This window comes from Helicobacter bizzozeronii (assembly GCF_900196775.1).
Classification (GTDB): Bacteria; Campylobacterota; Campylobacteria; order Campylobacterales; family Helicobacteraceae; genus Helicobacter; species Helicobacter bizzozeronii.
The window spans coordinates 84,195-103,531 of sequence record NZ_FZLB01000041.1 but is presented as its reverse complement, the minus strand read 5'-3'; the positions used below and the strand labels follow the sequence as shown (position 1 = coordinate 103,531).

The following is a 19,337-nucleotide window of genomic DNA, read 5'->3' as shown; positions in this document are numbered from 1 at the left end:
CACCCATTCACCCATTCACCGGGGCGGGGGCGGATAGGGGTAGGGGTTTAGGAGTTTGGTTGCTGATGAAACAAAAGCCTGACCTATTAGCCTTGATTCAAAGGCATGACACGCTTTTAATTGACGAAAGCGCGCTGGTGGAGGGTGTGTTTTGGAAAATTTACAACGACATCCTCAAAGAGGTTTTACAAAAAACCCAAAAGAAAATCGGTGTCCCTGAAGATGTCTTAGAGCGTATCAATGAACAACGCACTAGTGACCCACACTACCAAAAGGCATATAAAAGGTATCTCTCTATCCAAAGGGAGATTATCAGTGTGCCGGACGCACTCACCAAAATCATCAAATCCAAAAAAAGCTTACTTTTCACTAGAAATAAAGCCCTAGCCCAAATTGCCACCCGTTCTAAACAAAGTACCATTCTGTTTCTCTCTGTCTCCAAAAAGTGCTTTGAGTTTTTCAACGCACAGATCAAAGAGGATATTAGCAAGCCCAAACACCACAAACCCCACATTTCTACGGGTAAATTACAATTAAGCTCTGTGCCCCAAGAGGGGGAAGAGGTGTTTTATGATCACAGTGGCAAGCAACACAGCACTAGCCTAGTTCAAGTGTTAAGTCAAGGGGGTGAAGGGATTATTTACACCACCAACACGCCCATGCTAGCTAAAATTTATGGGCACAAGCATAAAAGCGTGCAGACTGGGGGCGTGCCCGACTACACCCCCAAAAAGCTCGCTCTGTTGGTTAAAATTAAAGTCAGTAAGCAGGTGTGCATGCCCACATGCTTGCTTAAAAACCAACAAGGCGAATGCGTGGGCTATTTGATGCCCAAAGCAGAGGGCAAAACCTTACAACACATTTTAGGGGGCTCTAAGGATCGAGTCATGCACATCCCCAACTGGGGCATGAAGGATTTGGTGCGCCTGTGCATGAATTTTTTAAAGACCATTCAGTCCTTACATGACAAGGGGATTTTAATTGGCGACATCAACCCCAATAATTTGATGTTTACCCAAAATGCTGAAATATTCTTTATTGATTGTGATAGCTACCAAGTGGATAAATACCCTTGCCCGGTGGCTGACCCCGCCTACCTTGTGCCCGAGCACTTAGGCAAGCACATGACCGAAGTGATGCGTTCTAAGAGTGATGAATACTTTGCCATTGCTTGCTTGTTATTTGTGATCCTCACTTTAGGCGTGCATCCTTATAACCACAAAGGTTTAGGGCGCGATGAGGCAATGAAACAAGGCGCATTTGCCTACCCCTTAAGCGGGGGCGATATGTCCTTGGTGCCTCAGGGGAGGGCTAGGGATAGCTGGGTGCGTTTGAGCCCCCAATTACAAGAATATTTTCATGAGAGTTTTCAAAAAGGGGGCAAGTTTTATAGTGCTAAAAAACGCCTCTCCCCACCCAAGTGGTTAGATGTCCTAGACAAATTCTACAAACAATTATAAATCCACCATAACAAAGGAGTAACAATGAATGATTTAGATACAGAATACGACAATGAGTTAGCCGACAACCCCACTAAGAGAGTGCCGGTGTGTCTTTGTTTAGATACCAGTTCTTCTATGAGTGGTGCGCCCATTGGGGAGGTCAATCAGGGCGTGGATTTGTTCTATGAAGCGGTGAATGATCACCCCATTGCCAAACAAGCTGCGGATGTGTGCATTGTAACCTTTGGGAATAATGGGGTGAGTCTTGTGCAAGATTTTCAAAGTATCCGCGATGAGTCCGCGCCTAGTTTCAATGCAGGGGGATATACCCCTATGGGTGCAGCGGTGAATGAAGCCCTTGATAGACTTGAGGAGCGCAAAAAAGAATATAAAGACAGCGGCACGGAGTATTTTCAGCCATGGTTAGTCATCATCACCGATGGCGAGCCCACAGATGATATTAGCAGTGCGTCTAGACGATCAAGCGATCTAGCTAATAACAAGAAACTTTCGATCTTCCCCATCATTGTAGAGGGGGGCGATGCGAACATTTTGGGGCAGTTTTCCCCTCTGCGCCGTCCTGTTAAGTTGAAGGGCTTGAATTTTAAAGAGTTTTTTAAATGGCTGGCAGCCAGTATCGCCGTGGTTTCCCAATCACGCCCCGGGCAAAAAGTGTCGATGCCTCCTATGGACGATTGGGCGGAAATGAATGTCGACTGAGAATTGGCACACTGCCGGGGATGCTGTGCGGGGCAGAGGACACGAGCTAGACGATCCACCCATCCCTTGCCAAGATAAGATTAGCCCCTCTGAGTCCACAACTTATAATCCCAGTGAGGTAGCTATCATCGCCCTTGCCGATGGGGCGGGCTCGGCTAAATTTTCCCATTTAGGCGCAGAGGAGACGCTAAAGGTCGTTACACAAGACTTGCGTGAAAACTTCACGCACTACACCCACATGGCACATCCTAGGGATGTCAGTAGCGCGATTTTGGGACGGGTGTTGCAAACCTTACAAGAATTTTCTATCCAAAAAACAAATGTGCTCCAAAGGGATAAAAGCGACATTGAGGGCATTTTTCAAGCCCTTTTGGAGGAAATCCAAGCGATTCAAAATTGGCAAACAAAATACCACTTGTCCCTAATAGACTCTCTGCAAACTCTGCAAGAGCGCACCCATCAAAACCATGAAAAACGCAAACAAGCAGCCCAACAACCTATCCAACAAGCCCTAGTAGGCATGTGGGATAAGATTAAGATATTGCAACGCGCCTTTCAAGGCAAGGCTTACCAACTCGATTTTAACCCGCTTAAGGATACGCTTGAAAAATTAGAGGAGGAAATTAAGAGGGCGCACTTGGCACTCTTTAGCGAGGAGAGTTCTAAGGAATTATTTAAACAAATCGCCCCCATAGAGAAACAATACTACACCATCAAAGATAAAATTGATAAGGCTACTGAAAAAGCCAAAAACAAGCGCAAAGGGGGGCTTAAAAGGTTTTTGCAATCGTGTTTGGACTTAGTGGGTTTAGGAAGCGACACTCAAGGGGAGTCTGAGAGGGTGCTCAACACTTTAGAAAATACCCCTCTTTCTAAACCCAGTTCCACACCACTAACCATGCCCTCTAAAGCTCTCAAAGACTACAACTCAGAGCAGATACAAAGAGCGATCACCAGCCATAAAAACACCCTAAAACAACAAATTGTGCGCTGTTTTGAGAGCTATCAAACATTCTTAGACAGAGTAGAAAGGGTCGATTTTAAGGAATGGGATGAGGAAAGTTTAGACTCTTTATCAATCATTGTAAAGAGCAGACACAAGAAACTTAGGGGGCATCTTGAAGAAATTAGGGCGCAAATCCAGCAAGCCAACAAAACCACGCAAGCCTATAAAAGCGATCTTTTAAACCAGATACATGTCAAAGAGCAAGAGCGCACGCGCTTGGAAAAGCGGTTTGGAGATTTAAAACGCGATGTGTCGCACTTGGAGGAGAATCTAAACGAGCGTTTGGACAAACTCCAAACCAAGCTAGATAGTTCAAGCGCACCCTATGAGTTTTCGACTCTGCAAGCCATCTTGTTTGCAACCCAAAAAGAAAATTTGCAAAAAGACTTTAAACTCTATGAGGGTTACGCCGCGCAAAGCACACGGCTTAATCTTGATCTCAAAGCCTTAAGCTCGAGCTTGCCCGGGCAAGTTTCAAGCCCACGCGCCTTTAGTGGTTTAAGAGATGGCTTAGAAAAGCATCGGGAAAAATCTAATAACCCCCAACAGCCCCAAACTCCCCCCACTAGAGAGGTTTTGATCGCACCCAAATACAATGCCCTTTTAGATCACATCAAAACCCTAGAAACACAGGCGCGCGATTTTCAGAGCATGCAAGAGGACCAAAAACGATTAGAAGCTTTTCAAAGCGAGGTTACGACCCTAGAGAGAACACTAAAACAATGCTTGGATTCTCTGGGTGTTTGCTGTGCTGATTTACAAGCGTGTGTCCAACAGCTCCAAATACAAACTCTTTGGCGGACAGAAGACTTAAGAGCATTCCATAAACTCCCCTTAAATACTTGTATGCAAGAACTAGACAAGGTGTTGGTGGGAGAAAAGCAACTTATAGAGCGCTTTAAAAGGGAGTGGGGGCGATCTGTAAGCCATGCCCCGCACTTGAAAATCACCTTACAAGACAAGATACAAAAACTCCAAGAGGTGATCCAAAACAAAGCATGCAATTTGCACGATCTCGCCTCTACTTTGCTTGTAGTGGCTATTAAGGACGATGCGTTTTTATTATTGCACTTGGGCGATGGCATCTGTGGGGTGCTCAAAGGGCGTGAGTTAAAGGTTGCTAGCCACCCCGATAATGGCGAATTTAGCAACGAAACGATTTTCACTACTTCTAAAGATGCCGCCCTAAGCGCAAAAGTGTTTAAGGGCAAATTGAGCGATAAGCATTTTACGGGCTTTGTGTTGATGTCTGATGGGGCAGGCGAGTCTTTTTATAAAAATAAGGAACGCACCTTAGTAACCATGTTGCAAGATTATATGAATGTCGCGCGCGCTCCGGGCATGCGCGATCAAGTGCAAGCTTCTTTAGAAACTTTGCTAGAAACACGGGTTAAAGAAAAAACAACCGATGATTGTAGTGTGATCATGTTGGTTAAAGAGAGCACGGAGTCTTTAAGCGAGTCGGAGCAAAAATTACACGCCAAAATCTCTAAAAATCCCCCTAGCAGATAGCCGATCTAGTATCTAATATTGCCCTTTTGTGCTATCCTAGTGAAAACCACGCTTGGGGGCTAGATGTTTTTAGGGCTTATTTTTGTGGCTGGGCTGGGGGCGTTGGCACTTTATGGGGCGCATTTCCCCTTGCTAGCACAGCACCACATTTCTCCGCTGTTGGTGGGGGTGTTTTTAGGCTTTAGCCTCTCTTTTTTATACCCCAAAATCGCTACAGCCACGCAGGCGGGCGTGCAATTTAGCGCTAAAAAACTCTTGCGTTTGGGGATTATCCTCTATGGTTTTAATGTAACCTTGCATGACATCTTGCACTATGGCTATATGCCCTTGATCATCGCTTTAATCGTGGTGGTGGGGGTGTTTTTGCTGGGCGTGTATGTGGGGCGTAAAATGGGCTTGGAGTTGGATTTAGCAATGTTGGTGGCGTGTGGGAGTGCGGTGTGCGGGGCGGCCGCCGTGCTAGCCTTAGAGAGTGTGCTAAAGTCCGCACCCCATAAGGGCGTGGTGGCGGTCGGGTCGGTGATTGTCTTTGGGTTATTGAGCATGTTTTTAACCCCCCTGTTTTACCAGCTAGGCTTGATCCCCCTAAGCCCCTTGCATGCGGGCATTTATATCGGTGCGACCTTGCATGAAGTGGCTAATGTGGTGGGGGCGGCTAGTGCCATTTCTGCAGAGGCTCAAAAGGTAGCGATCACGCTTAAGATGGTGCGTGTGATCATGCTCATCCCCTTGCTTTTAGGGGTGTTATTCTATCTCAAGCGCGCTACACCCAGCACGCAAAAAACGCCCTTACAAATCCCCTATTTTGCTTTTGCCTTTTTGGGCGTGGTGGTGTTGCATTCGCTTTTGCCTGAGCTGGGTGGCTTTGTGAGCCCACAAGCCTTAACGCAAGGCGTGCAGATTTTACGGGAACTCTCGGTTGCGTGCTTGGTGTGTGCGATGGTGGCTTTGGGCTTGCAGGTCAATTTAAAGCAGTTTTTAGAGCTGGGGGGCAAGGCCTTTAGCTTGGCTTTGATTTTGTGGGGTGTGTTGGTGGTGGGGGGCTTTGGGCTGGTTAAGTTATTGCTGTAGGGTTGCCAATATGTTTATAAGTTGCTCAGAATACGATATAAGCTATAATGAAATGTCTTAAGGAGTGATGATGGTTTTTAGCGATGCAGAATTACAAAAACCCGTAGAGATGGCTTTAGAGAAGATCCGCCCCATGCTCTTAAGAGATGGGGGCGATGTGGTGTTGCTAGGGATCAAGGAAGCTAAAGTCTATGTGAGCCTAGAGGGGGCTTGCAGGGGCTGTCCTAGCAGTGCCAACACGCTTAAATTTGGCATTGAGCGGTGCTTGCAAGAGGAGATTCACCCTGATATGCAGGTGGTGCATGTATCCAAAGAGCAATACCGGCAACTTTTTAAAGAGGGTGCATGTCCATAAGTGATCCTAAGAAACGATCCTTAAACACGCAAGGCTATAAGGCTTTTTTGCAGAAACAATATTTTAGGGCGTTGTTTTTATTCTCCCAAGCCTTGTTTTTAGAGCCTTTGGACGCACATGCCAAGATCGGCTTACTCTTAAGCGACATCGCCCTAGATTTCCCCAAAGAAGCCCATAGTTTCTATGAGCTTTATCAAAATCTCTTAGACTCCCAGCCACGCCGTTATAGAACCAGTATCCAAAACCAAATCTTGGATTTGATTAATTCCTTTGATGAGAGTTTGAGCAAAATGGCACGGATGTTCGGGCAAGAAAACCAGCTCAAGGCGGAGAGCTTGGATGGGATTTTATATGCTGATTTTAAGGCGATGTGTGCGGGCAAGAATTTTAAAGAGGTCTTTGAAAATCTCATGTTTAGCACCAAAGTGATCTTTGATAAAAAAGAGGATTTTTATGAGTTTTTAGACAATTTGGTTGCCAACCAGTTTTATGAGATGTCGATTTCCTACATTGAAAACATGCGTGAGTTGCTTTGGTATGACAAACGCATTAGTGCTATCTTGCAAAAAGCCTTGCTTTTAGAAAAACAAGCCCTCAAAGCCTCTAAAAAATGAAACTTGCCAAAGAAATTAATGCTTGCGGGCGGGTCTTTAGTGCCATTAGCGATGATACCCGTGATTTGGGCGATCCGCATTGCTTGTTGCTTAAAACCCCCAGTAACCAAGTCTTCGTACAAGCCCATTTAGAAAAATTCCCCAACACGCCCTACATTAATGCCACAGAGCTAAAAGATCATTTTGATTTGGGGCTTAAAATCATTGGGGTTACTGGCACCAATGGCAAAACCACCACCGCAAGCCTCATTTATTCCTTGCTGTTGGATTTGGGCTACTCTTGTGCGTTGCTGGGCACAAGGGGGTTTTTTTGCAACGATCAACGCCTAAAGCCTAAAGGACTGACCACACCCCCACTTTTAGAACTTTATAGCGATATTGAGCGTGCCAAGCAAGAGGGGGCAAGTTATTTTGTGATGGAGGTTAGCTCGCATGCGATCGCTCAAGAGCGCATTTTGGGGCTAGAATTTAGCGCTAAGGTGATCACCAATATCACCAGCGATCACCTTGACTACCACAAAGACCTAGACACCTACCGCCAAGTTAAAAACGCCTTCTTGCAAGATACGGGCTTAAAAGTCATTAACCGCGATGATCCCCATGTGCGTTTCAACCCCACGAACGCCTATGGGTATGGCATTGAAGCCAAAAGCCACTTGAGCGTGAGCGCATATTCTTTATTACCTAGCCTCAGTGCGCATGTGGAGTTTTGGGAAAATCCCAGTCTGCGGTATCGATCGCCCAAAAAGAGCATACATGAGGCGTGTTTGTTGCACTCCCCTCTAATGGGACTACATAATCTTTATAATCTCTTGGGGGGGCTTTTGTGTGTAAAACTTTTAACAAAGCAGAGTTTAGAGAACTTAAGCACATTGGCACAAAACTTCTTAGGCGTGCAGGGGCGTATGGAGGTGGTGCATTCTCAGCCTCTAGTGATTGTGGATTTTGCCCACACCGCCGATGGGTTTGAACAGATTTTTAATAGCTTTAAGGGGCATAAAATTAAAGCCCTTTTTGGGGCGGGGGGCAATCGGGACAAAAGCAAACGCCCCTTAATGGGCGCGATCGCTAGCCAGCATGCCATGCAGGTTTATATCACCTCAGATAACCCTAGAGATGAAGACCCCTTAACAATCATGCAAGAGATTTTAGCCGGTGTCCCTGAGCACAAGTGCGCCCAAGTGATCTTAGAGGTGGATCGCAAAAAGGCGATTATTCTAGCCCTTGAGGCACTCAAAAGCGATGAGGTCTTGCTGATTTTGGGTAAGGGCGATGAGAGCGTGCAGATCATTGGGGATCAAAACCTCTCCTTTGATGATAGGGAAGTGGTGAAAACTTACTATGAGGAGAGAACATGAAAGATCATTATCTGTGGTGTGATTTTATCGAGCGCACTTTTTTAACCACGCAATTTAAGGAGCTTTTAGAGAACCGCCGTATTTTTGGTGCAACTTCTAACCCGACTATTTTTGCCCAAGCCCTAAGCTCCCCCGCCTATCAAGAGAATATTAAACAACTTAAAGCCACTCAAACCCCGGCTAAGGATATTTATGAATCTTTGGTGGTTGAGGACATCAAACAATGCGCCCAAATGTTATTGCCTTTGTGGGAGAAAAACAAAGCCACGGGTTATATTAGCCTAGAAATTGATCCCAACTTGGCAAATGATGTCAGTGCAAGCATTGTAGAGGCACGGGCATTGTTTGAGCGCATTGGCATGCCCAATGTGATGATTAAAATCCCCGCCACAAACGAGGGAATCAAGGTGATGGAATGTTTGGCAGAGGGTGAGGACATGCCCTTAAATGCCACCTTAGTTTTTAGCCCCGAGCAGGCGCGCTTATGTGCCCTAGCCCTAAGAAGAGCCCCGATGGCGGTGGTGAGTATCTTTGTCTCTAGGGTGGATACCAAAGCCAATGATTTATTAAAAGATTCCCACCTCTCTTTAGGGACCCAACAACATTTGCAAAACAAAATCGGGATTGGCAATGCCCTAGCGTGCTACGAGCAAGTGCGGGGGGTGTCTAACACCATTTACCCTCTTTTTGCCAGCACGGGCGTTAAAGACCCTAGCCTGCCTAAAGATCACTACCTGCAAGCCCTTAAATTAGAACACAGCATTAGCACCGCCCCCCTAGAGGCTCTGCACGCCTACTACAACGAGCCTAGCCCACCCCCCACCCTCTCTAAAAACCTCAACGCAACGGCTACAGATTTATTATATTCTGAACTCTATTCAGAACTCTTAGAAAAGGGTTTAATTGCCTTTAAGAATGCGTTTAGCCAGATACTACACAGACTCAGATAACATCAATTCAAGCAATGCCATGCGTAAAGCCACGCCTAGCTTGACTTGCTCGAGGACCTTACAACGCGGATCGTCTAATAAAGAGTCTTCAATGTCAATGTTTCGGTGCACGGGTCCGGGGTGTAAAATGATGATCTCTTTGTCTCTTAACATGGATTGTTTCAAACAAAAATGGTGTGCGTAATCTTGCAATGACCCATAGGTTTGCAAGGAATGGCGCTCTGTCTGGGTGCGCAAACTCATCACAATATCCACTTCTTCTAAGGCTTCTTGTAAATTTGACGTGTGTCTGAGCGTGGTTTGGGGTAGAAAATGGGGCGGGGAAACCAAGATCACTTCAATCCCAAAGCGGGGGAGCAGGTGGATATTGCTATTAGCCACCCTAGAGTTTTTAATATCCCCCACAAGGGCGATTTTTTTGCCCTGTAATTGTCCGTTGAAGTGGTTATAAAGGGTGAGTAAATCTAGCAGGGCTTGGGTGGGGTGGGCTAGCGATCCGCTCCCGGCATTGATGATCGGGCATGTTAAATGTTTGGCAAAGAAATGCGCTGCGCTGGAGTGGTGGTGGCGGGTGATGAGCAAATCTATTTGCATGGCTTGCAGGTTTAAAAGCGTGTCTAGCAAGCTCTCACCCTTTTTGGTCGAGCTAGATTGGATATTAAAGGCGTTAAAATGCGCATGCAATCTAAAGGCGGCATTTTGGAAGCTAGCGATCGTGCGGGTGGAATGCTCAAAAAACAACGCCACAATGACTTTATGGCTTAAAGACCCTCCATATTGCAAATCTTGGGCTAAAAATGTGTTGGCACGCTTTAAGAGGGCTAAAACCTCTGCATCGTGCAAATCTTGGGTTAAAATAAGATTCATCTATTGGCTTTCAATCAAGATGGAAGGATTATAACATGAGAATTTTACTTCTCTTGGGGGTGTTGTTGTGGGCAGGGTGTGGGGAGGGGTTCCACCAAGCCTATAAGCCTGACTTTTTAGCCGAAAAGCGCACCCAAGCGACCCGCAAGGGCGAGATCATTAAAGACCTACGCCCCGTAGTGAGCGTGTTTGCCACGCATTTAAACGATGTGGATCCCGTGCTCTACCATGAACGCGAATTTTTCTTTGTGGAGGTGCTCAGTCAAGATGCAAGTATTTATGAGAATGACTTGATCTCTTATAAACTCTATGGGACCCGTGGTGCGCTCGAGCCCATGTGGAGTCGCGAAATTAGCAAAGCTGAATTTGATGATGTGCTTTACACGACCAACCGATACGCTAAGGGCTATCTGATCGCCTTTGCCAAATTGGATTATCTATCCGTGCAAGAAGCCAAATTAGAGATCGACTTTGAGGGGCTGGGCACAATTTTATTGAATTTTGCCTACCGCGTACCCGTGCCTATGTTTTAGGTCTGCTCCAATGAGAAAAACCCATGTGGGATAAATTCCAAAAATAAGGTCGGTGTGTATTCTAAGACTTGGTGTAAAAAGTTAGGATTAAAAGCAAACTTGGCTAAATGGTGGAGGATAGCGGGCTCGAACCGCTGACCTCCTGCGTGCAAAGCAGGCGCTCTCCCAAACTGAGCTAATCCCCCAAAAAAAGAAACAAAAAGGAATGGTGGGCTTAAGAGGACTTGAACCTCTGACCTCACCCTTATCAGGGGTGCGCTCTAACCACCTGAGCTATAAGCCCTTAACAAAAGCACTAAACAACCACCCTTAAGAGAGCAACTAAAGAGACCATTATAGCGTCTTTTTCCTTAAACATTTTTTATTGCAAGCATAATTATCTGTTGTTCCCAAATTTATGCTTTTTAAAACTCTACGCCGTGCTATGAGACTTCTTTTATGCTACAATCAAGTCCTATATTAATCGAGGAGGTTTTTATGCAACAAGCATTAGAAAATTTGGCACAAGAGCTTAAAAATATTAAGCGGGCTATGCGTTTGGGCAAAAGTGCCCTAGAAGAGGGCTTAGATGTCCAGCAAGAGGCTAAGGAACTTTATGCCAGCTTGAGCGCATTTAGCAAAGTTTTAAGCGGTGCGCTCAAGGCTTTAAGAGATTATTATGCGAGCTTAAAAGAGGATGATTTAGAGCTAGAAAAGAGTTTGACTAAACTCAAGCACGCCCAAGCCAAGATAACCGCACCTTTGAGCGTGTTAGAAAAACCCGCCAACGCCCAAGAGGTCTTAGAGGTGCTAGAGGGCTTGCAAAATAGCGTTGCTGATTTAGAGAGTGTGCTAGAGGGGTTACACAAGTCCAGCCAGCCCACACCCCAAAATTTTGCCACGCCTAAAGGTGCTAAAAAATATATCCCCCAAAGCAAAGAGGAGTTGAAAAAATTAGTCGCCGATGAGAGCGTGCATTTGGGGGATATTGACATTAGCAAGATTACGGATTTAAGTTTTGTGTTTTCCGAGTCTAATAGAAAAAATTTCGATGGGTTGGAGACATGGGATGTGTCTCATGCAAATAACATGGAGGGTATGTTTGAGAAAGCTATCCATTTTAATCACGACATCTCTAGCTGGGATGTTTCTAGGGTAGAAAACATGAAGCATATGTTTTGTGGTTGTAGGTGCTTTAATCGATCTTTGGATAGTTGGAATGTTTCCAAAGTCGCAAACATGTCTCATATGTTTTGTGGTTGTGAAAATTTTAACCAGTCCTTAGATAGTTGGAATGTTTCAAGCGTAACAGACATGCGTGGCATGCTTAGTGGCTGCAAGAAATTTAATCAACCCTTGAATAGTTGGAATGTCTCTAGGGTGGAGGACATGGGAGGCATGTTTTCCTTTTGTAGTGTCTTTGACCAGCCCCTATATGGCTGGAATACTTCCAGAGTGGAGGATATGGGGAGTATGTTTGCAGGTTGTTGGAATTTTAATCAACTCTTAGATGGCTGGGATGTTTCTAGTGCAACGAGTTTGCAAAATATGTTTGGCGGGTGTGAGAATTTTAACCAGCCTTTAGCAAATTGGGATACTTCTAGCGTAGCGAACATGTCTAACATGTTTAATGGATGCACCCGTTTCAATCGACCTTTAGATAATTGGGATGTCTCTAATACGGAGGATATGGAAGGCATGTTTGAAAGATGCCCCTCCCTCACAACCCTCCCCCATTGGTATCGCGCCTAAGACTGCTTAAAGCCCCACGCTTTAGGGCTTGACATGCCCGCCTTGCTTGGCTATCATAGCCGCCATTGAGCCAAAAGGATTAAGATGAACGATATTAAGGTATTTTTGTGCGATTGTGATGGCACGCTGACTGATGGGGGGATGTATTACCTTGAAAATGGCGCGCAATTTAAAAAATTCAGCGTGGCTGATGGGATTGGCTTTGAGTTGCTCAAGGCTAGGGGGATTAAAATAGGGATTTTGACTGGCGAGGTTACGCCCATTGTGGAACAGCGTGCCAAACGGCTCAAAATGGACTACCTCTATCAAGGTTGCACCCCTGAGGGCAAGCTAGAGGCATTGCAAGAAATTTGTGCTCAAGAGCATATCACCCCTGCGCAGGTGGCGTATGTGGGCGATGATATTAATGATTTGCTTGTGTTGGAGCATGTAGGCTTTAAGGGCTGTGTCGCCAATGCCCACCCCCACCTAAAAGCCTTAAGCGGGATTGTGGTTTCAACTAAGAGCGGGGGGGAGGGGGGCGTGCGCGCCCTCATCGATCTATGGTTTGGCAATCCTAGAGTGCTCAAAAAGTCCTAAGCTAGTTTGCGGTGAGTTTTTTAAGCGCACGCAAGGCTAAAACTCCGATCAAGCAAACCCCCAAGCCCAGCAGATAGGGCAGGGGCATAAAGATTTTAAAATCCATCAGCACAAACAAACAGACAAGTAAAAGCGCATAAGCCCCCAATTTAAGCCAGCTCATAGAGGTTTGCACCCCCAAAGTAAAATGGGCAAATTTAGAGGGTGTTTTATCCGCTTGGGTGTTTTGCAACACGGCTTTAAGCTTTTGATAGCCTGCCAGCAAGATCAAGAAAAAGCCCCAAAAGCTCGCCCCAAAGTTGAGCGCGCCCAGTGCCCCCCACTTGAGAGCCACAAGCCCCACCAAGCAAGCATGGTAGGCTAGCAACACCAAAACGCATTTCAAGCACATCAAGGTTTGTCTTTGAAAATCTGGTATTTGGGATCATCGGCTAGCTCATCTAGGGATTTTTTAGTTCTTTTATAAGCCTTATAGACATTTAAGATCGCCCCACCAACCCCCCAAGCCACGCCCAGCCAAAAGAGCCAAGTTAGACCGGTCAGCTTTTTTAAACCATAGCCAATCCCAATGCCAATCAAGATCGCCACCACGATGGAAATCCCCAAACTCAAAGCGTCCGCCCCCTCGATCACCTTTTTAAATTTGGGATCAGACTCCATGCCTAATTTCCTCAAAACTCTCATGCGCTTTTTGCAGGCATTGATCTAAGATGTCTATATCCATGGGCGTGCAGATAAAGCCACTCTCAAAGGCAGAGGGGGCAAGATACACGCCCTTTTGGAGCATTTTTTGGTGGAAGGTGGCATAAAGCTTAGTATCACTCTGCTTGGCTTGTTCAAAGTTTTGCACCTCTTGGGGGCTAAAGAAAAAGCCAAACATGCTCCCTAGCACGCAAGTTTGCACGCTAAAACCATGCGCCTCCCCGGCTTGCTTGAGGCCCGTGCTAAAGTGCAAGGCTAGGGCTTGCAATCTGTCATAAAGTGTGGGATCGCGTTGGATTTTTTCTAATGCCACAATCCCAGCCGCCACAGCCACAGGGTTACCACTCAGCGTGCCGGCTTGATAGACCCCCCCTGCAGGGGCTAGCAAATCCATAATTTCAGAACGCCCCCCAAAGCAGGCTAGAGGCAGTCCGCCCCCAATGACCTTGCCAAAGGTAACCAAATCGGGCACTAAATGGTGGTAATGTTGCGAACCACTAGCAGAAGCCCTAAACCCGCTCATCACCTCATCAAAGATCAGCACGGCGTTATGTTGAGCGCATAGGGCATGCAATTCTTGCAAAAACTCCAACTTAGCCGGCACCAAGCCCATATTCCCCGCAATGGGCTCGATGATCACACAGCCGATATTGCCTTGTTTAAAGCACGCCTTGAGCGACTCGGTGTCGTTATAGCGGGCGACTAAAGTATGCCGGCTAAAATCTAGCGGGACACCTAGCGAAGAGGGCACGCCAAAGGTCGCACACCCACTACCCGCCCCCACCAACAAGCTATCGCTATGCCCGTGGTAACAGCCCTCAAACTTTAAAATATCATCTTTGCCACTAAAGGCGCGGGCTAGGCGGATCGCACTCATGGTCGCCTCTGTCCCACTACTCACCAAGCGCACCTTTTCTAAGCCCTCATAGCGCAACACCAACTTTTTAGCTAAAGTGGTCTCTAACTCTGTGGGCGCACCAAAACTAAAGCCCCGTTGCAAGGTTTCAATCACCCTCTCTTCAATCTCTTTATCAGCATGCCCAAAGAGCAAGGGACCCCAGCTTTGCACGAAATCCACATAAACATTCCCATCCACATCGTGCAAGAAACACCCCTGCCCTTTATAGATAAAAGGTGGCGTGCCCCCCACACTTTTAAAGGCACGCACGGGGGAATTAACCCCCCCAGCGATCACCTGTTTGGCTTCGTTAAAATCATTGATGCTATGCAAGAGTGCATGCCCCAATTCTTTTTTAGCCATGCTTAATCTTTGAGTCCGGCTTTAAAGGTGATTTGCACTTGCGACCAAGTTAATTTTTCATGCTGGACACTGCAAGCGGCAGCAAGTTTGTGGAAGGCATCTTTTAAACCAAATTCCATGATGTCTAGCACGCCTGTAGCGACCAATTCTTTATCTTTAATGGTGTAGCTCATGGGCACTTTCACACTCTTACCATTCATGCGCACAGAGGCTAATAAAGTCCCCTGATCTTCCCCAGCCACCACATCTCTAAAAGTTACTTTAAGACTCTGATCTTTGAATTGGTCAAAAAATGCTTCCTTGACATTCTTGGTTTTCATCTCATCGTGCAAATTGACTTGGGCGACATTGATTGTAGCGGTGGCTTTATCCAGCATGTGCGCCACGCTGGAAGTGTCTTTGTTAAAGCGGTAGAGCACGTGGTCAAAAGTGCCTTCTACACCGACCTTTTTAGCCGTTTTAAAAGCGGTAAAAGACATGCTAACCTTAGTGGTGTCTAAACTATTGGCTTGCAACAATGCAGATGCCAGCAACGCTGCTATGGCAAATTTTTTCATCTTATCTCCCTTAATTTGTTTTATATGGGCTTTAGCCCTAAGGATTTTTATTATAGCACAAAGACTCCCCTCATTTGCCCTAAGTGGTTAAGTTCTACACGGGTCTTGCCATGTTAGTATAAGAGAAAAAGGGTTTTTGTGCTAGAAATCTTAAAGCAGGCGTGCAAACGGATTTTGGCTGATTTGTCCCATAATCCCCTTGTGCGCCACTACTACCAAGGGCAGGGCGTGATTTTCACCCTCCACCGCGTGGTGGATACGCAAGAGAAATTACCCAAAAGCATAGGGGTTTCCACCGCCTTTTTAGATAGCTTCATGACCCTCCTAAAGGATCGGGGTTTTAGTTTTGTGGGCTTGGATGAAATCTGCGATCTCTTGCAAAAGGGCAAACATTTTTCTAAGATCGTGCATTGGACCTTAGATGATGGGTTTCAATGCACCCTAGATCATGCCCTCCCCATTTTTAAAGCCCACAACGCGCCCTTCACAACCTATATTTGCACCGATCTCATCGATCGCATGGAGGCAGATAGCCTAGATTGGAGTGATGGGCTTGAAATGCTGGACTGGGAGGGGGTAAAAGCCCTCCATGCTCATCCGCTTTGCACCATTGGCGGGCATACTAAAAGCCACCCCAAATTAAGCCAACTCCCCACAAGAGAGAGTGTATTAGAACAGATTCAAAAAGGTAACGCCATTTTACAAACGCATTTGGGGCAGAAAATCTACCATTTTGCCTACCCCTATGGCAGAGTGGGGACAGCGGGGCTAAGGGAGGTGGAGGTGGTGCAAGAATTAGGGCTAAAAAGCGCGGTTACCACGAGGCGGGGGACACTCTACCCTGAGCACAAGGATTTTTTAACCTGTTTGCCCCGTGTGATGTTAGAGGATGGTTTCAAGCTCCATGAGATTTGGCGTTTGCGCAAACACCGGATCGCCACCCTGTGAAAATCCTCCATTTAAACGCCACCCTCACCGGCGGAGCAGCCCGGGCTGCTCTGCGCTTACATGGCGCGCTCTTACAAGCGGGGGTGGATAGCTTAGTCTATGTGCAAGACACACGGGGGGGCGTGCTTGGTGATCGCATTTTAAGCCCGCAAGGTCTTAGCAAAGCGTGGGCGCGCTTGCGCCCTTATTTGGACAAAGCCCCGATTTTGCTCTACCCCAAGCGCACAAAAGGCACATTTAATATTGGTTGGTTGCCCTTTAGTGGGGTGTTGCGCGCCATTGAAAAGATCAAGCCTAGTATTGTGCATCTGCATTGGATCGGGCGGGGGGTGATCCCCATCTATGATTTGCCCAAAATCCCCACACCCTTGGTGTGGAGCTTGCATGACATGTGGGCTTTTAGCGGTGGGGATCATTATTATGATGATGAAAACGAACATGCCTATAGGCATTCTTGCATCTTAAATAGCCCCTTTGATTACGATCTAGCCACCTTTGGCTTTAACATGAAAAAACGGGCGTATGCCAAAATTCCCCATTTGTGCGTGGTGGGTGTGAGTAATTGGATCGGCACACGGGCTAGACAGAGCGTTTTGCTCCAAGATAAAACCCATTGCGTGATCCCCAATCCAATCAACACCCACCACTACCAGCCCCTAGACAAACAAGTTTGCCAGCAATTGCTGGGCTTGGATACTCCCCACCCATTAGTGGCTTTTGGGGCTATGGACACAAGCAACCCTATTAAGGGCGCGGACCTCTTGTTAAAAGCCCTGCACCACCTTAAAGGGCAACAAATCGAACTGGTGATTTTTGGGGCAGACACCCCTAAGTGTGCGTCCCATTTACCCTTCAAGACACATTACTTGGGGAGGCTCACGGATAGCGCTAGCTTGGTGGCGTTGTATAATGCGGTGGATGTGGTGGTCGTGCCCAGCCGTCAAGAAAATTTAAGCAATGTGATTTTAGAGAGTTTGGCATGCGGCACGCCCGTTGTGGCGTTTGGCGTGGGGGGTAATGGCGATCTAATCAAGCACCAAGAAAATGGCTATCTGGCCCGCTCCTTTGATGTGCTGGACTTAGCTGCGGGGATAAAATGGGTGTTAAACACTCCAGATTATCCTAAGCTTTGCACGCATGCACGCATGCACGCAGAAACACATTTTAGCCAAGAGGTGGTCGCAAAAAAATACATTACACTTTATGAGGGCATTTTACATGGATAACCCCCCCAAGCTAGAAAATTCTGAGCATTTTGAGCGACTCATCACTTACCCTAGGGCAACCCTGCAAGGGGGCTTAAGGACTAAGGGGCTTTTCAAGCACAGCATGCCTCATCAGCCCCTAGTGAGTGTGATCATGGCAACCTTAAATAGCCAAAACTTCCTAGAAGCGACCTTGCAGAGTATTTTGGATCAAACTTACCCCAATTTAGAGTTACTGGTCATCGATGGGGGCTCGAGCGATGATACCTTGCCCATTTTACAAGCCCATGCAGACAAAATTGATTATTTTATGAGTCTGAAAGATAGGGGCATTGCACAGGCTTTCAATCGGGGCGTGCGTTTGGCTTTTGGGGATTATATTAATTTTCAGGGTGATAGCGATGGCTTTGTTGCCCCTAATGCCTTGCAAGAAGTGATGGCAGGCGTGCAGGGGCAAATGCTGGTGAGCGCGCGGGTGGTGCGTGTGGATGAACAAGGCAATACGCTCTACACCTCCAAGTATTTAAAAAACTTACACCAAAATCTCCTATTAGGGAAATTCATCCCCCACCAAGGACTTTTAACCCACAAGGATTATTTTAACACCTATGGACTCTTTGATGAAGATTTGATCTTTAGCATGGATTATGAATTTTTAATGCGTTGTTACCACAACTTCCCCGCATTTGTGGCTAAAAGTGAGGTTTTGGCGCGCTGGCGTGCAGATGGGCTAGGGGCTGATAAAGAGTTAGAGATTTTTAAAGAATGGGCAACAATCAAGGCGCGCCACCAAATCGCCCCGCCCCTAGTGCTCAAAGCCATTGAAAAATGGATTTTGGCTAAGTTTTATCTTAAAAAGGCTCTTAAGTGGCTCAAAGTCTAGATTATGTGATCATCACCCCCTTACCCGTGTTTTACAAGGTCAATCTCTACAACGAGTTAGCCAAATCCTTAAAAATCTTTGTGGTGTTCTTGGCATCTGAAACTAAAGAAAAACGCGCGGGGGATTTTACGGGTTTAAAAAATGCACACTTTGAGCACACCACCCTTTTTGCGGGCAATTTGCAAGAACGCCCCTTGTGGAAAAATAGTTACCAATTAGTCCAGATTTTAAGGCAAAAGTCCTATAAATGGTTGCTAGTGGGGGGGTGGGATTGCTTGGAGTTTTGGGCAGGGGTGCTAGCCAGCTCTAAGGCCCAAAATGCGATCGTGGTGGAATCAAGCATTTATGAGAGTGCCACACGGGGGGTGAAGGCGTGGCTCAAGCGCTTTTTTTTAAAGCGTATCTCAAAGGCGTTTGTGTGCTCACATAGGCATGCCAAACTCTTAGAGGTGCTAGGCTTTAAGGGGGAGCTTAAAATCACCCAAGGTGTGGGGATCATCCACAAACCCCTACTTTGTAGGAATAAGCGTTCTTATACTAAAAATTTCATCTGTGTGGCGCGTTTGAGTGGGGTTAAAAATTTAGAATTTTTGTTGCGGGTGTTCCACAACTTGCCTAATTTTTCCTTAAGCCTTGTGGGCATAGGAGAGTTAGAATCGCCCTTAAAACAAATGGCAAGCCCCAATGTGGCGTTTTTAGGGGCGATTGAGAATGCCCAACTAACCCCGCTTCTTTGTGCTTTTGATGGCTTGATCTTGCCCTCTTTGAGCGAGCCTTGGGGCTTGGTGGTGGAAGAGGCGTTGGCTGTGGGGTTGCCAGTATTTGTGAGCGTGGCGTGCGGGGCGCATGTGCTGGTGCAAGAGGGGGTCAATGGCTTTATCTTTGATCCAAAAGATGTTGTGGGCTTAATAGGGCTTTTAGAGGGTCTAAGCCCTGCTGGCTACCAAACTCTCTTAGAGGGGGCTTTAGCTTGGGATTTAGAGGCTAAGGATAACAAGCAAGTGCAAGCCTATGTGCTCTGAGTAGTTTTAAAGATTAACACA

The 19,337-nt window shown here is 46.5% G+C and carries 20 protein-coding genes and 2 tRNA genes; 15 read left to right on the top strand and 7 right to left on the bottom strand.

Annotated elements, in window-relative coordinates:
* The 8 genes from C5684_RS05640 to C5684_RS05605 all read left to right on the top strand — a co-directional run.
* Window positions 1-1,460, top strand: a 1,460-nt coding sequence (locus C5684_RS05640) for a hypothetical protein (RefSeq protein ID WP_324761467.1), incomplete at its 5' end; no start/stop codon positions are given.
* Between the two features lie 24 nt (window positions 1,461-1,484).
* Window positions 1,485-2,162, top strand: coding sequence for a vWA domain-containing protein (locus C5684_RS05635; protein WP_104639679.1), 678 nt, complete (start codon window positions 1,485-1,487; stop codon window positions 2,160-2,162).
* Window positions 2,152-4,680, top strand: coding sequence for a protein phosphatase 2C domain-containing protein (locus C5684_RS05630; RefSeq protein WP_104639678.1), 2,529 nt, complete (start codon window positions 2,152-2,154; stop codon window positions 4,678-4,680). The genes C5684_RS05635 and C5684_RS05630 overlap by 11 nt, the downstream gene beginning before the upstream one ends.
* A 63-nt stretch (window positions 4,681-4,743) precedes the next feature.
* On the top strand, window positions 4,744-5,751 hold the full coding sequence (locus tag C5684_RS05625; RefSeq protein WP_104639677.1) for a YeiH family protein: 1,008 nt from the start codon (window positions 4,744-4,746) through the stop codon (window positions 5,749-5,751).
* 70 nt (window positions 5,752-5,821) lie between these two features.
* Window positions 5,822-6,106, top strand: a complete 285-nt coding sequence (locus tag C5684_RS05620; protein ID WP_104639676.1) for a NifU family protein — start codon at window positions 5,822-5,824, stop codon at window positions 6,104-6,106.
* Complete coding sequence (locus tag C5684_RS05615; protein ID WP_104628570.1) at window positions 6,097-6,720, top strand: histidine kinase; 624 nt, start codon at window positions 6,097-6,099, stop codon at window positions 6,718-6,720. Before C5684_RS05620 ends, C5684_RS05615 begins: the two co-directional genes overlap by 10 nt.
* Window positions 6,717-8,078 carry a UDP-N-acetylmuramoyl-L-alanyl-D-glutamate--2,6-diaminopimelate ligase gene (locus C5684_RS05610; protein WP_104639675.1) on the top strand — a complete coding sequence of 454 codons (1,362 nt, stop codon included), beginning with the start codon at window positions 6,717-6,719 and terminating at the stop codon, window positions 8,076-8,078. The genes C5684_RS05615 and C5684_RS05610 overlap by 4 nt, the downstream gene beginning before the upstream one ends.
* Complete coding sequence (locus tag C5684_RS05605; RefSeq protein ID WP_104639674.1) at window positions 8,075-9,028, top strand: transaldolase family protein; 954 nt, start codon at window positions 8,075-8,077, stop codon at window positions 9,026-9,028. Before C5684_RS05610 ends, C5684_RS05605 begins: the two co-directional genes overlap by 4 nt.
* On the opposite strand, the gene C5684_RS05600 is transcribed toward C5684_RS05605, so the two are convergent.
* Window positions 9,011-9,895, bottom strand: coding sequence for an aspartate carbamoyltransferase catalytic subunit (locus tag C5684_RS05600; protein WP_104639673.1), 885 nt, complete (start codon window positions 9,893-9,895; stop codon window positions 9,011-9,013). The genes C5684_RS05605 and C5684_RS05600 overlap by 18 nt on opposite strands.
* A 35-nt stretch (window positions 9,896-9,930) precedes the next feature.
* Between C5684_RS05600 and C5684_RS05595 the strand changes: the two genes are divergently transcribed.
* The gene (locus tag C5684_RS05595; RefSeq protein WP_104639672.1) at window positions 9,931-10,428 is read left to right on the top strand and encodes a hypothetical protein; all 498 of its coding nucleotides are present in this window, start codon (window positions 9,931-9,933) and stop codon (window positions 10,426-10,428) included.
* Between the two features lie 108 nt (window positions 10,429-10,536).
* Here the strand turns inward: C5684_RS05595 and C5684_RS05590 are convergent.
* Window positions 10,537-10,613 (bottom strand) — tRNA-Ala (locus tag C5684_RS05590).
* A gap of 21 nt (window positions 10,614-10,634) precedes the next feature.
* Window positions 10,635-10,711: transfer RNA gene (locus tag C5684_RS05585), tRNA-Ile, on the bottom strand.
* 194 nt (window positions 10,712-10,905) lie between these two features.
* Here C5684_RS05585 and C5684_RS05580 point away from each other — a divergent pair.
* Window positions 10,906-12,159 (top strand): BspA family leucine-rich repeat surface protein, encoded by a 1,254-nt coding sequence (locus C5684_RS05580; protein ID WP_104639671.1) that lies wholly within the window; start codon window positions 10,906-10,908, stop codon window positions 12,157-12,159.
* Window positions 12,160-12,243: 84 nt separating this feature from the next.
* Window positions 12,244-12,738, top strand: coding sequence for a KdsC family phosphatase (locus C5684_RS05575; protein ID WP_104639670.1), 495 nt, complete (start codon window positions 12,244-12,246; stop codon window positions 12,736-12,738).
* A gap of 1 nt (window position 12,739) precedes the next feature.
* Here the strand turns inward: C5684_RS05575 and C5684_RS05570 are convergent, their stop codons facing one another.
* From C5684_RS05570 to C5684_RS05555, 4 genes are read right to left on the bottom strand one after another with little or no spacing between them, the layout of a single operon-like run.
* Window positions 12,740-13,129: a hypothetical protein gene (locus tag C5684_RS05570; RefSeq protein ID WP_104639692.1), complete on the bottom strand. Its 390-nt coding sequence runs from the start codon at window positions 13,127-13,129 to the stop codon at window positions 12,740-12,742.
* The gene (locus tag C5684_RS05565) at window positions 13,129-13,398 is read right to left on the bottom strand and encodes an AtpZ/AtpI family protein (protein WP_104628563.1); all 270 of its coding nucleotides are present in this window, start codon (window positions 13,396-13,398) and stop codon (window positions 13,129-13,131) included. The genes C5684_RS05570 and C5684_RS05565 overlap by 1 nt, the downstream gene beginning before the upstream one ends.
* Complete coding sequence (gene hemL / locus C5684_RS05560) at window positions 13,388-14,701, bottom strand: glutamate-1-semialdehyde 2,1-aminomutase (RefSeq protein WP_199764502.1); 1,314 nt, start codon at window positions 14,699-14,701, stop codon at window positions 13,388-13,390. The genes C5684_RS05565 and hemL overlap by 11 nt, the downstream gene beginning before the upstream one ends.
* A 2-nt stretch (window positions 14,702-14,703) precedes the next feature.
* On the bottom strand, window positions 14,704-15,258 hold the full coding sequence (locus tag C5684_RS05555) for a YceI family protein (protein ID WP_104639669.1): 555 nt from the start codon (window positions 15,256-15,258) through the stop codon (window positions 14,704-14,706).
* Between the two features lie 138 nt (window positions 15,259-15,396).
* Here C5684_RS05555 and C5684_RS05550 point away from each other — a divergent pair, with 138 nt between their 5' ends.
* Genes C5684_RS05550 through C5684_RS05535 form a run of 4 tightly spaced genes read left to right on the top strand, consistent with a single transcriptional unit; the run spans window position 15,397 to window position 19,316 of the window.
* Complete coding sequence (locus C5684_RS05550) at window positions 15,397-16,206, top strand: polysaccharide deacetylase family protein (RefSeq protein ID WP_104639668.1); 810 nt, start codon at window positions 15,397-15,399, stop codon at window positions 16,204-16,206.
* Window positions 16,203-17,432: a glycosyltransferase gene (locus tag C5684_RS05545; RefSeq protein ID WP_104639667.1), complete on the top strand. Its 1,230-nt coding sequence runs from the start codon at window positions 16,203-16,205 to the stop codon at window positions 17,430-17,432. The genes C5684_RS05550 and C5684_RS05545 overlap by 4 nt, the downstream gene beginning before the upstream one ends.
* A complete protein-coding gene (locus C5684_RS05540; RefSeq protein WP_104639666.1) occupies window positions 17,425-18,294 on the top strand; it encodes a glycosyltransferase family 2 protein in 870 nt (289 codons plus the stop codon). Before C5684_RS05545 ends, C5684_RS05540 begins: the two co-directional genes overlap by 8 nt.
* Window positions 18,279-19,316, top strand: a complete 1,038-nt coding sequence (locus C5684_RS05535) for a glycosyltransferase family 4 protein (protein ID WP_104639665.1) — start codon at window positions 18,279-18,281, stop codon at window positions 19,314-19,316. The genes C5684_RS05540 and C5684_RS05535 overlap by 16 nt, the downstream gene beginning before the upstream one ends.
* Window positions 19,317-19,337 lie beyond the last annotated feature (21 nt).

What these genes read in the sequence shown, in the direction of transcription:
- C5684_RS05635 (WP_104639679.1), top strand. Translation starts at nt 1,485, where the DNA reads ATGAATGATTTAGATACAGAATACGACAATGAGTTAGCCGACAACCCC.
- C5684_RS05630 (WP_104639678.1), top strand. Translation starts at nt 2,152, where the DNA reads ATGTCGACTGAGAATTGGCACACTGCCGGGGATGCTGTGCGGGGCAGA.
- C5684_RS05625 (WP_104639677.1), top strand. Translation starts at nt 4,744, where the DNA reads ATGTTTTTAGGGCTTATTTTTGTGGCTGGGCTGGGGGCGTTGGCACTT.
- C5684_RS05620 (WP_104639676.1), top strand. Translation starts at nt 5,822, where the DNA reads ATGGTTTTTAGCGATGCAGAATTACAAAAACCCGTAGAGATGGCTTTA.
- C5684_RS05615 (WP_104628570.1), top strand. Translation starts at nt 6,097, where the DNA reads ATGTCCATAAGTGATCCTAAGAAACGATCCTTAAACACGCAAGGCTAT.
- C5684_RS05610 (WP_104639675.1), top strand. Translation starts at nt 6,717, where the DNA reads ATGAAACTTGCCAAAGAAATTAATGCTTGCGGGCGGGTCTTTAGTGCC.
- C5684_RS05605 (WP_104639674.1), top strand. Translation starts at nt 8,075, where the DNA reads ATGAAAGATCATTATCTGTGGTGTGATTTTATCGAGCGCACTTTTTTA.
- C5684_RS05600 (WP_104639673.1), bottom strand. Translation starts at nt 9,895, where the DNA reads ATGAATCTTATTTTAACCCAAGATTTGCACGATGCAGAGGTTTTAGCC.
- C5684_RS05595 (WP_104639672.1), top strand. Translation starts at nt 9,931, where the DNA reads ATGAGAATTTTACTTCTCTTGGGGGTGTTGTTGTGGGCAGGGTGTGGG.
- C5684_RS05580 (WP_104639671.1), top strand. Translation starts at nt 10,906, where the DNA reads ATGCAACAAGCATTAGAAAATTTGGCACAAGAGCTTAAAAATATTAAG.
- C5684_RS05575 (WP_104639670.1), top strand. Translation starts at nt 12,244, where the DNA reads ATGAACGATATTAAGGTATTTTTGTGCGATTGTGATGGCACGCTGACT.
- C5684_RS05570 (WP_104639692.1), bottom strand. Translation starts at nt 13,129, where the DNA reads ATGTGCTTGAAATGCGTTTTGGTGTTGCTAGCCTACCATGCTTGCTTG.
- C5684_RS05565 (WP_104628563.1), bottom strand. Translation starts at nt 13,398, where the DNA reads ATGGAGTCTGATCCCAAATTTAAAAAGGTGATCGAGGGGGCGGACGCT.
- hemL (WP_199764502.1), bottom strand. Translation starts at nt 14,701, where the DNA reads ATGGCTAAAAAAGAATTGGGGCATGCACTCTTGCATAGCATCAATGAT.
- C5684_RS05555 (WP_104639669.1), bottom strand. Translation starts at nt 15,258, where the DNA reads ATGAAAAAATTTGCCATAGCAGCGTTGCTGGCATCTGCATTGTTGCAA.
- C5684_RS05540 (WP_104639666.1), top strand. Translation starts at nt 17,425, where the DNA reads ATGGATAACCCCCCCAAGCTAGAAAATTCTGAGCATTTTGAGCGACTC.